This is a genomic window from Oligoflexus sp., from assembly GCF_035712445.1.
GTDB lineage: Bacteria > Bdellovibrionota_B > Oligoflexia > Oligoflexales > Oligoflexaceae > Oligoflexus.
Genome location: NZ_DASTAT010000126.1, coordinates 1 through 10,872, shown reverse-complemented (window position 1 = coordinate 10,872; position 10,872 = coordinate 1). Strand labels below are relative to the sequence as shown.

8 protein-coding genes are annotated in these 10,872 nt (G+C 55.1%); 3 read left to right on the top strand and 5 right to left on the bottom strand.

What is annotated here, in order from left to right; genetic code table 11:
* Nucleotides 1-3: 3 nt before the first annotated feature.
* Both VFO10_RS26385 and VFO10_RS26380 read right to left on the bottom strand, forming a co-directional pair.
* Nucleotides 4-744, bottom strand: coding sequence for a PA14 domain-containing protein (locus tag VFO10_RS26385; RefSeq protein WP_325145005.1), 741 nt, complete (start codon nucleotides 742-744; stop codon nucleotides 4-6).
* A 119-nt stretch (nucleotides 745-863) separates the two neighbouring features.
* Nucleotides 864-1,490, bottom strand: a complete 627-nt coding sequence (locus VFO10_RS26380) for a DUF4337 family protein (RefSeq protein WP_325145004.1) — start codon at nucleotides 1,488-1,490, stop codon at nucleotides 864-866.
* Between the two features lie 191 nt (nucleotides 1,491-1,681).
* Here VFO10_RS26380 and VFO10_RS26375 point away from each other — a divergent pair, with 191 nt between their 5' ends.
* Nucleotides 1,682-3,664 carry a 7TMR-DISM family protein gene (locus tag VFO10_RS26375; protein ID WP_325145003.1) on the top strand — a complete coding sequence of 661 codons (1,983 nt, stop codon included), beginning with the start codon at nucleotides 1,682-1,684 and terminating at the stop codon, nucleotides 3,662-3,664.
* Here the strand turns inward: VFO10_RS26375 and VFO10_RS26370 are convergent, their stop codons facing one another.
* The 3 genes from VFO10_RS26370 to VFO10_RS26360 all read right to left on the bottom strand — a co-directional run bounded on the left by VFO10_RS26370 (nucleotide 3,665) and on the right by VFO10_RS26360 (nucleotide 9,033).
* Complete coding sequence (locus VFO10_RS26370; RefSeq protein ID WP_325145002.1) at nucleotides 3,665-6,328, bottom strand: 7TM diverse intracellular signaling domain-containing protein; 2,664 nt, start codon at nucleotides 6,326-6,328, stop codon at nucleotides 3,665-3,667.
* 76 nt (nucleotides 6,329-6,404) lie between these two features.
* Nucleotides 6,405-7,421 carry a rod shape-determining protein gene (locus VFO10_RS26365; protein WP_325145001.1) on the bottom strand — a complete coding sequence of 339 codons (1,017 nt, stop codon included), beginning with the start codon at nucleotides 7,419-7,421 and terminating at the stop codon, nucleotides 6,405-6,407.
* Between the two features lie 34 nt (nucleotides 7,422-7,455).
* Entirely contained in the window at nucleotides 7,456-9,033 is a 1,578-nt protein-coding gene (locus VFO10_RS26360) for an ATP-binding cassette domain-containing protein (protein WP_325145000.1), read from the bottom strand.
* Between the two features lie 490 nt (nucleotides 9,034-9,523).
* On the opposite strand from VFO10_RS26360, the gene VFO10_RS26355 reads away from it, so the two are divergent.
* Both VFO10_RS26355 and VFO10_RS26350 read left to right on the top strand, forming a co-directional pair.
* A complete protein-coding gene (locus VFO10_RS26355; RefSeq protein WP_325144999.1) occupies nucleotides 9,524-10,219 on the top strand; it encodes a DedA family protein in 696 nt (231 codons plus the stop codon).
* Nucleotides 10,220-10,371: 152 nt separating this feature from the next.
* The coding region (locus tag VFO10_RS26350) for a CPBP family intramembrane glutamic endopeptidase (RefSeq protein ID WP_325144998.1) at nucleotides 10,372-10,872 on the top strand (501 nt) is incomplete at its 3' end.

Below are 10,872 nucleotides of genomic sequence, written 5' to 3'. Positions count from 1 at the left end.
CTTTTATTCCATGCCGCTCGCAAGGGACGCGTCCGGGCGAATCATGCTGGTGGCTGGAATATAGGTGAATTCCGTATCCTGAGGGCCTTTCCAGTAAAGCTCCAGCGCAATATTATAGCGCGGACCCTGGAAATAACTCACACGGAAATTATGGACACCAGCTGACAGATTGCTGCGTCCCGTCTTTTCCCGCGTTTCATGCTGACCATCATTGTCGACAAGCTTGTCCTGGTCCAGATAAAGTATGGCGCCATCATCGGCGACCAGCTTGAATTCCCATTTTCCCGAACGCGGAACGTTCACCGCAAAACGCATATCAAGGGCGAACCACTCAAACAGTTTTTCCACGCCGGGAAAGCCTTCGGAAAAATTCCGCGTCTTGATATCAAGCTGGGACAGGCAGATCTTTTTGATCGCCTTCATCTTCTTGAAATCGGGCAGGGCTTTGGTATCAGGATGCAGTTGGTAGAGATCGCCGACGATTGGCCGGTCAGGAGTCGTCTCGCAGTCGGCAAAGATGGGCTTCGGCATCGGACTGCTCTCGCCATCCGCGGTGCTTTCCGTAACGTCAGCAGGCATGCTGGCCGTGGCCTCGGCGGCATCTTTTTCTGTGGGCTGATCCGCGCTGGTACCGGCGGCATCGACGGCTTGGGTCCGGGTTTGCTCGACCTGATCGCGAAATTTTTCATTGGCGCAGCCGGGCAGCAGCAGACCAAAAACCAATGTGAGCCACAATCCTTGCATGAGATTCCTCCTCCATGAGGTCGCACATTCGGACTGCATTCGGTGCAACGCACGGAGGAGTGGAGCGTGGAAACCTTACCTTTCGGTGAAATTCCCAATAATGAATAAAAATCAATTAGTTAAACCACAACCAGAGACGCCATCCAGAGCCCGCCCGCACTCAGGAAAAGTCCGACCGCTCCCGTGAAAACAGTAAACTGAAAGAAGGCCCACTTCATCGCAGGACGACTGATGATGATGCCAACCGAACCTGTCACGAGGCAGAGCTGAAACAGCATCGAGGCGATATCAAAAAAGTTGCCCGCGCTGTCGAGCGATTCCAGATAGCCATCATATTCCTTGGCCCCGACGATCAGTCCGAGCTTTCCATCCGTTGGTTGGATCCACTGATCCTCTGGAATTTGCCGGGATCCCATCAGAATCTCGGTTTTTTCCCTTTCATATTTTCGCACTTTGGCCTGCAGCTGCCCCACCAGCTTCTGCATGTCCTCCCTTTTATCCGCCGCGATGCTGCCTGATCCTAACAGCACCTGCAGAAGGTCCACCTGGCCTTCGACGATCGTGCTCTTGATGCCTTTGCTCTGATACCACTGATAGGAATTGTTGCGCATATTGCTGACCTTGATCTCGTCCGATCCATACTTTCCGGCAAAAAGATCATTGATCGCCAGCACCGCTGCAAAAATTGCAATCGTCAGGGGCATGGCCACTTCCAGATGATACTTCAAACGCATCCATGACTTCATCAAAGCAAGGCCCTCCATTGCCTTCCATCGAATGGGTATTCGCTATGATAATGAAATTAGCAATAGTTTTTAACTATGACAAGCGGAGTGATCGTTCATTCCATTAGGTAAGAACTCAAAAAAAGGTGAAAAGTGCTTTGAGTTATTAAGATTCCCCATTGAATGCCGATGCGCCCTGCACGAGAGGGAAAATGGGCTTAATAACAAACATTATGCTGCTCGTCCTCACTCTGCTGGCGTCACGACTGTCCGCGGAACCCATCGTCGTGCCTGCGAAGAACGAGCTGGCCGCTCTCGATATCTGGAATCAAAGCGAGTATCAGATTGATACGGAAGGCGCTATGGACCTTGCGCAGGTCCTGCGCGCGAGCGGCTGGAAAGCCACGTCTGATCATGCCTCATCCCTGCCTTATGTAAAAGGCGCCCTATGGATTCGGACCGTCCTCATCAACCGCAGTCATGAAAGTTTTCAACTGCTCCTCGATCATCCCTATGTCTTGACCGACGAAATCACTGTTCATCTGCAGCACAAGGGTCAGATGATCCAAATCATGACCGCCGGGGATCGCGTCGCGTCGGACGGAGCCGTGGCCCACAGTCGCAATCCGGTTTTCAGCCTGCGCCTTCAGCCTGGCGAGAATATACTTTATATCAAGGTGAAAAACTCGGCCCTGGTCAGCGGTAAATTCGACCTCTGGGAACCCATGCCTTACTTCAATAAGGTTAACAAGGAACTGGTCTTCGTCGCCGTCCTCCTCGGCAGTCTGCTGATCCTGGCCTGCTACAACCTCTTCCTCTATTTCTCGATGAAGTCCAAAGTCTATCTGCACTATGTGATTTATCTTCTCGCCTTCCTCAGCGTCCAGATTATTTTTTCCGGCGTCAGCCGTATCTTCCTGGTGGGCAGCAGCGAGGCCCTTGTCCTTTACTGGAACGAAGGCCTGCATGTGTCGGTGAAGATCGCCTGGACGTTCGCCTTTAGCTTCGCCGCACATTTTCTGAATCTCGAAGCCTTTCATCCGAAGCTTGCGCGTTTGGTCCGCATCGTGATGCTTTTTGTAGCAAGCAGTCTTCTGACCGGCTTCTTTCTGCCCTATCGTCTGGATTCCGCTTTCGTGGTTTTCCTGACTATTGCCTCCTCGCTCCTGCTTCTCGGTCTTGGGATCTGGTCCAGTCTGCGCGGCTATCGACCGGCAATCTACTACACGGCCGGCTGGGCCGTGCTCCTCATGGCGTCAGGGGTGATGGCGCTGAAGACGGCTGGACTTTTGCCCATCAACCTTTTCACGACCTGGGCGCAGATCCTTGGGGCTGCCATCGAAGGGCTGGTTCTCTCGCTGGCCTTGGGGGAGCGCTACAACTATCTGCAGAACAGATCCACGGCCGAACGCGAGATCTTCATCAAAAAACTGGTGGAGAAAGAAGCCTCGAAGGCGCATAGCTACAGCCAGCTCGAAAAGATCATCTATCCGCATCAGATCGAACTCATTAAAAACGGTTCGAATCTCGAACAGACCATGCCCACGGGCCAAAGCGAGGCCTGTGTGATCGCCTTCGATACCATCAGCAGTTCGAAGATTGACCGCAACAAAGCCCGCGCATTCCTGAATGATACCTTCGCACTTTGCTATCGCGATATGCTGGCCGGTTACAATCAAAAGAAGATGCAGGCCAGCGCCTATCGTCTCAAGGAAGTGGGCGACGGCTTTTTCTGTAGCGTCGGCTTTCCTTTCCAAACGCCGAATGGCGAGAATCCTGCTGACCTTGCCATGAAACTGGCGATGCAGTTTTCGAAGAATTTTCACGCCGAAGCCTTGCGCCATGGCTTTTTAAAGCCGCCTTTGGCTTCGATCTCTATCGTCTTCGGCGAAGTCGAGGCCTACTATCCTTCGGCCGGCGTCGTGGAATACAATATGTTCGGCCGTGGCATCATCCTGGCGGATCGCTATGAAAAATTGCGCAAGGGTGCTTTAAGGCAGCTGGTCCTGACCGGCAATCTGCTGGTGATCGACGCCCGCATCTTCAGCATGCTAAGCCCGAATTTTCAGGTTCTCTTCCAACGCTTTGATGTGGATTCGGTGCAGCAGACCATTCGCGATGATGAGCAGGCCAACTGTTTCTATTTCACAGAATTGCATCACGGAAACAGCCAGCCTCTTCCAGCCAGCGCCTGATCAGACAACCCGTTCGAGGCGCGTGGCATGCGGGGGTGGCAAGACGATCTGCAGATGAAAGCCCTGATTCTTTTCACTCCGAACTTCATAGTGACCATTCAGTTCCTGAACGGCAGCTGCCACAGCCGCAAGGCCCATGCCGCGTCCTGCCAGTTCCGTCACGCGCTCCGCGGTCGAGAAGTTCGGGTGGAAGATAAGCTCCATAGTTTCCTTTTCACTCAAAGGATGGGACGTATGGATAAGCCCGTGGCTGACAGCATGCGTACGGATCTGCTCGACATCCAAACCCCGACCGTCGTCCGAGATTTCGATTCGCAAGGCACCGTCCGGCAGCGAGAAGAATCGTAAAGCTATGGTCGCCTGGGCCGGTTTGTTCCCGCGGTCTTCGGGATCCTCGATCCCATGCACGAGCGCATTGCGAATCAGATGCGGCAGCGTTGTCAGCAGCGGCGCGAAGCCGTTATCAACCTTGATATCGGCGCCCTCTACCACAAGGGTCACGCTCTTCTGCAGTTGCTCCGCCACGCGATGGACCATGGGGCCCAGAGGGGTCGTGTAACTCTTCAAAGGCAGGGCCTTGACGGATCGCGACCAGGAATCCAGGCGTTTCAGCGCCGAAGGCGAAGCGACCGGCTCCAGGGTTTCCCGCAGCGCATTCAGATCGCTTTGGTCGACGCTGAAGGAGCTGCGGAGAGGTTGATCAAAGTCGAGGTGCAGTATGCCTTCGCTTTGCTTTAAAAAGCTGCGGACATGATCCGCGACGCTCTTGATGTCCGCGAGCGTGATGGGCGATTTGTCTTCGAGCAGATGCAGCCGCGCGACCCAATCATCCAGATTGAAGCTTGCGGCGTTGCCTTTCATCGTATGAATGATGGAATGAAGAGCAACCGCATCCTTTTGCGTCACGGAATGGGCGGCAGCCTCCAGATCCTTTTTGAAATCGGCGAGGAAAATGCGGAACGCATCCTGATCCTCCAGAATATGAATCAGGATATCCGCGCGGCGCAGACCTTCCTCGGCCGCGACCAGATCGGTGACGTCATTGATGGTGAGCAGCACGGCCGTCACCTGGCCTTTTTCCCGCGACTTCACCGCGGCCGCCTGCAGTCCGATCATGCGCCTGTCGATCGGAAAGCGCGTGGGCAGCTGCTGCATGGCGACTTCAGTCGGCAGGTCTGAATCGAAGATCTGCTGAATGGCCAGCATGAACTGCATTTCAAGGCGATTGCCGAAGCCGAGCTGCTGCGGCAGCAAGACCCCGACTTTCAGGGAGCGATTCAAAATCGTCTCGCAGGACGAGGTGAAGCCCGTCTGCAGATAGGAATTCCGATCGACGAGGAGAAAGCCCGAGCGGACATGGGACAGGATGGTGTTGATCTGCTCGGTGCGCTCCAGAATTTTCTGCTCCAAACCCTGATTCAGCTTCGTGACTTCATGCTCGGCCCGCTCGGCTCGATCGAATGTGCGAGCGAAGCGTTGGGCCAGAATCAAAGCCTGGCTGATCATCAGGTTCATGAGTCCATAATGAATCAAGGGCACCGAATTCAGAATGCGATGATGATAGAGAATGTCATGCGCGACCGTGGCGAAGAAAAGAAGATTGCTGGCCATGAGGAGTCGGGAACCATCCCGGCGACGTTTTGCAGCCCAAACGGCCGTGAAGATCGCAACCAGGCCGCTGAGAAGGATAATGATCTGGAAGAGCTCCAAAAAGCCTGGATAATAGCGGGCTGGGGCGACGACGATGAAGGCGGCCCAGGCCGACGCGATGTAGATAGACGGCAGATAGAGGAACCTGGGCGCCTCATGCGGATAAAGTTCCCGATAGAAGGCCATGACGAAGGCCGTGCCGCACGACACTCCAAGATACTCGACAAGGTAACGCAGTTCCATGGGCACGCCCGGCCAGATCTGGTAGAAAATGCGACCTTCGCCTACGAATCCCATGCGCACGGCAAGAGCCAAGCTCAGCAGCCCGAAATAGAGCGCACCGTTGCTGCGCTTCAGAAGGAAACGAATGTAGATGTGATAGATAGCCATGAAAAGAATGAAGCCGAAACTCAGCGCGTCCTGAATCGTCGCGCGCAGCGCTTCTTTGTGCAAGGCATCCGGCAGACCGATGCGCAAAGGCTGCGAGGATCCACCGTACCAGAAATGATGATTGGAAATCTGAAGGGTCAGGGTGTTTTCACCCTTTTGGCCCGAAAAGCGAATCTGGTTCGGGCGCACACCTGCGCTGCCGCCTTCCTGAGTCAAGGACACAGTTCCAAGATCCTGCATCAGTTCCCCGTTGATCCATATCCTCGAGGCGCTGTTCAGGATGGGGACGGCGAGCATCAGCTCCTTGGGCTCGTTCAAGTAAAGGCGCACATGATAAGTGGCGCTTCCCCAACGGCTTATGTCCGCGCCGGGAATCGCGGTTTTATACCACTGATTTTCCAGCGACAGGTAGCCTGTCAGCTTCCCTGCGTTGGCCGCCAGCTGATCGGGAGTGAGCAGCTGATTCCAATAGAATTGCCATTCTCCGCTGAGGGGTACGATAGGCTCTTCCTGCCAGTCGACCACACTCAAATCAACTCCACCCTGCACAGCAATGGGCGCCGCCGACATGCGGGTTCCGAGGAGCATGCTGAAGAGGAGAATGCTGAGGGAGATGACGCGCATGTTTATTCCTTACGTGACCCACTGTCCATCGGCGCCTCTTTTTTTTCATGAAGAGGCAAAGTTTGCCCGGCCACGCTCATGAACAGAGCTGTCTTTGCAGGGTCGTATCAGCAAGGATGGAAAGGTTGCCCAAAGCCACGGCCTGCAGGGGTTCAGCGACGGGAATGAATTTCAAAGGAAGATTGCGTTCCAGACCCAGGAGCACATGCCGCGACAAGGCTCCGCCACCCGTGAGGCGGATGCCGCGGTCCATGATATCACCGAGCAGCTCGACGGGCGTCTGTTCCAAGGCTTCCACAATGCAGGAAACGATCGCGAGCATATAGGGGTCCAAAATCTCCAGAAGTTCCTGAACCCGCAGGTCCAGTCTTTGCGGAAGGCCCGTGGTCAAAGACAGGCCCTTGATGCTCAGGACTTCATCAGCCTGCTTCAGATGCAGTCGACGTTTCATATCTTCCAGGGTCGCATGCCCCAAAAGCAATCCATGCCGTTCCTTGATGTAATGTTCGAGACGCTCATTCTCTGTGCGACCGTGCAGGCGCAAAGAACTCGCCGCCACGACCTCGCCCTGGACCATGACCACCGCTTCGACGATGCCCTTGCCCAGATCCACGATCATGTGACCATGAGAACGCAGAATATCCAGGCCGGAACCCACGGCGGCGGCCAGGGGTTCCTTCACCAAAAGCACGCGCTCAGGATCCAAAGAGCGGGCCAGATCGCGAAAGGCGAGTTTTTCAATCGGAGTGATCGCATGAGGAAAGGAAATGAGCACCTGATCCGGCGGCATGCGGATTCTGCTTTGCACCATCATACGGAGCATATCCACAGCGCCCTGAAGATGGACGATCACGCCGTCCTCCAGGGGCCTCACTGTATCCATGGCTTCGTTGGTGCGGCCTTCCATGCGCAAAGCCATCTGGCCTGCAGCCCAGGGCACGCGGGCACCATCCGGCCTCCACGCGTAGGCCAGGATCGAAGGTTCATTCCAGGTCTGCGCGTCACGGCTTCGGGACTGAATCAAGGTATTTTCCGTACCGAGATCAATAGCCAAATCGCATGACGAACCGAACAGTCTCTTCCACGTTCTCATAGATCACTCACCTGTTTTCCATACGTTAGCAGATTCAACGGGCTCTGACCAATTCGAAGCGCTGGTGGACCGCCAAATCCTCCAAAAAGCGGAAATCATGTGTGACAACAATCAGACTGGCGGGCAGCGCCCGCAACGTTGCGACCAGGCATTCGAGAGCGAAGAGATCCAGGTGATTCGTCGGTTCATCGAGCAGGATCAAATCCGGAGGCGTGACCCGCGTCGCCAGAAGAACCAGGGCTGCTCGGAGGCGTTGGCCCCCGCTCAGACGTTCCAGCGGTGTTTCCGCTTCACGCGCTTTCAAACCAAGCCGGGCGGCAATGGTTCGCCGTAAACCGGCATCCGCCAGGTAAACAGGATCCTCCCAGATCTGAAGCAGGCTCTGGGCGCGCGGCAGCATGCCAAGATCCTGATCGAGCAGAAACGCCTCGCGAAAACGCCGGTGAATGCTGCCCGCGCTGGGTTCGATCTGACCCATGATGATTTTCAAAAGCGTGCTCTTGCCGGAGCCATTATCCCCGATGATGGCCACATGCTCCCCGGCCGCCAGCTGCAGGTAGAGAGGCTCAGCCCAAAGGTCCGCCTCGGACCAGCGGTGCTGCAGCCGATCCAGGGCCAAAAGCGGACGATCGCCCGGCCGCCTTGTGCCCTTGGCGTCGCAATGCAGTTCCGGTTTTTCGATCAGCTTTTGAGCTTTTTCACGCAGCTGCTCCTGGAGCTGGGCAATTTTTTCCTCGTGCTGCCCATCCAGCCGGGCGCTGGTCGCTTCCGCCTGCATGCGGCGCAGGCCATAGGCGATGCGTGGCAGGCCGAGCTTTTCGCGATTTCTATAACCCTGCGCGGATTTTTTGGTTTGTTTTTCCCGCACTCTTTGCGCTGTGTCCTGGGCCTTGTCCAGCTCCTGGCGGGCTTCTTTCCAGGCCGCCTGGAAAGAAGCCTGCTGTTCCTCATAGGCAGCCTTATAAAAATCATAGGGTCCACCGTAAACCTGGACGCGGCCTGCTTCCAGCGCGAGCGTCAGATCCATGCAGCCGAGGAGCTCACGATCGTGACTCGCCACCAGACAGCCGCCACGATGTTTCTGCAAGGCGGCCATCAGCTTCAGCCGCCCCTCGCGATCCAGATGGTTGCTGGGTTCATCGAGCAGCAGGAAACTTTCCTCGTAAGCCAGGGCCAGAGCGAGTCGCAGCCGCTGCCAGGTGCCGCCGCTGAAGGTTCGGCTTTGGGAAAAATCCAAATCCTTGAGATCCCACTCCTGAAGTTTCTGCTCCATCGCCGCATAGATGGGCCAGCGTTCTTCCATGAAGGTCCAGTCTTCCACGCTGGCCTCATCTGTTTGAATCCTGCGCCCTGTGCGGATCATACTAAGGTCAGTGGTTTCCGCGCAGGTCTGGGCGTCGAGCTGCGACACATACTGAAGGTCCCTTGTTTCATAAAAAATGGAACCGGCCGTCGGTGCGAGTTGCCCGGCGATCAAAGCCAAGAGAGTACTTTTCCCGGCCGCGTTGGGTCCAACAAGACCGTGACGCGCGCGGGCAAGATTCAAATGCAATTGGTGAAACAGTGGATATTCGTCTGAATAGGCAAACGACAGATTGAGAATCTGTATCATATGCGTCCCTTGTAATTTCGTCAAAATAGGCTTGTGAACTCGATGAAAAATCAAGCTCAGGCAAGCGATACTATTGAGGAAAATCAGTGACGCATAAGGCGTCGGCGTTGGGGCCGACTGGGGACTCCTTCTTCAAGGTCCAGTTCTATTTATACAATTCGGTATTTAAACGCAAGTTCTTGATGGATGCACGTAAGCTCGGCTGTGCGCGGCAGTTTTGGAGACTGTTATCATAATATTCTTAAAGTCAGAATGTTAAGATAGGGTAAGCATGAATCCCTTTCCCATGCGCAGTTCGGACTTCAGTCCCTTCAAAATATGCCGATGGGTCAATATGCTGAGGCCTCTGCACCTGCGAGGAAACTCTAACTTTTTGCGACAGAATGTGATATCTCTGTCGGTTCCTGTGGGTTCGACCCTATTTGATGCCAAACCGATGGCCCTCTCCAGGGCTGATCTGGTGTCGACAGCTGCGTGAGAGGGAAAGTGAATGGGATTTTCGGAACAGGATTTGCTGAATTGGTTCACTCAATATGCTTATCAGCCCATTCTGATTTATTGCGCTATATTTTTGTTGATGCTGGCGTCCGGTTTTGGTTTGCCCGCGCCTGAAGAAATCACGCTCGTGAGTGCGGGCCTTGTCTGTTACATCGGCTCACGTCCCGATCTTTATCCACCACCTTATGTCGGTGCCACCGCGGTCAATCCCTACGTGACGGCGGGCGTCGCATTCTTCTCCGTTATTTTTTCGGACTGCCTCGTCTTTTTCCTGGGACGAAGGTTTGGCGGTCAATTTTTACGTTCACGCTACACTGCTCGCTTCCGTGCCCGCATGGACGACGTTGCCATATGGACCAAGAAGTACGGAATGTGGGCGGCAGGAGCCTTCCGCTTCACGCCGGGTCTCAGGTTTCCTGGGCACTTCGCCTGCGGCATGATGGGCCTGAGTACGGCGAAATTTGTGATGGTCGACGCCCTTGCGGCGGGAATTTCGGTCCCCACTCAGGTTCTGCTCGTGGCGTTCTATGGGGAGCATATCCTCGTTTATTTCAAGCAATTCAAAATCGTGCTGGCTGTGATCTTTCTGGTGGTGGGTATCTATTATCTGGTCCGCTGGTTGAAACGCCGCAGTGCCAACCGTAAAGCCCTATCGAACCCCCCTCCAGCCTCGGCCAGTGGCGAATAGCAAGGCCGACTCTGGGCGGGACGCAGGCCTGCCTCGCATCCGTCCCGGTAAACTCAAATTTCGTTTTCCACCATGGTCCCCTGGCTTGACCGCGACCTTTGGAACAGGCTAGCTTCGGCTTCTTCCTGTCACGTCGAAGAGGTCAGGTTTTTGTGTTTCAGCATCCGGCTTGGGTGATCGTCAACCTTCTCTTTTGGATCGTCCTGCATCCGTTTTTGCGGATGTTTGTCTATCCACAATGGGAATTGAAGCCCTTTATCCATGGCATGGAAGCGATGAGCGCGGCCCTGATCGCCCTTCAATGCGCCAGCCTTTGGACGCTTTACGGTCGGCCCAGACAGTGGGTCAGGCGTCATCACGCCCTCAGGGCCTTCGCGCTTCTGCCCGTGATCTGGCTGGTCAACAGCCTTGTGCTGTGGCTGCTGCTGGAATTTCATCTGGTCCAGGACCCGCTGCTCGAACCGCTTTATGACAGTCAGCACTTCATCCGATCGTATCCGCTCAGCTGGACGGCTCTCAGTTTTCTGCTGAGCGGTATCTTCGAGGAAATTTTCTTTCGCGCCTGGCTTCCGGATTTTCTGCAAAAACGCTGGCGTAAGAGTACCGCTGTGCTTGTGAGCGCCGTTCTTTTCGCAGTCGCGCACTGGTCGATC

Coding starts and splice junctions, on each gene's coding strand:
- VFO10_RS26385 (WP_325145005.1), bottom strand. CDS start 744: ATGCAAGGATTGTGGCTCACATTGGTTTTTGGTCTGCTGCTGCCCGGC.
- VFO10_RS26380 (WP_325145004.1), bottom strand. CDS start 1,490: ATGAAGTCATGGATGCGTTTGAAGTATCATCTGGAAGTGGCCATGCCC.
- VFO10_RS26375 (WP_325145003.1), top strand. CDS start 1,682: ATGGGCTTAATAACAAACATTATGCTGCTCGTCCTCACTCTGCTGGCG.
- VFO10_RS26370 (WP_325145002.1), bottom strand. CDS start 6,328: ATGCGCGTCATCTCCCTCAGCATTCTCCTCTTCAGCATGCTCCTCGGA.
- VFO10_RS26365 (WP_325145001.1), bottom strand. CDS start 7,421: ATGAGAACGTGGAAGAGACTGTTCGGTTCGTCATGCGATTTGGCTATT.
- VFO10_RS26360 (WP_325145000.1), bottom strand. CDS start 9,033: ATGATACAGATTCTCAATCTGTCGTTTGCCTATTCAGACGAATATCCA.
- VFO10_RS26355 (WP_325144999.1), top strand. CDS start 9,524: ATGGGATTTTCGGAACAGGATTTGCTGAATTGGTTCACTCAATATGCT.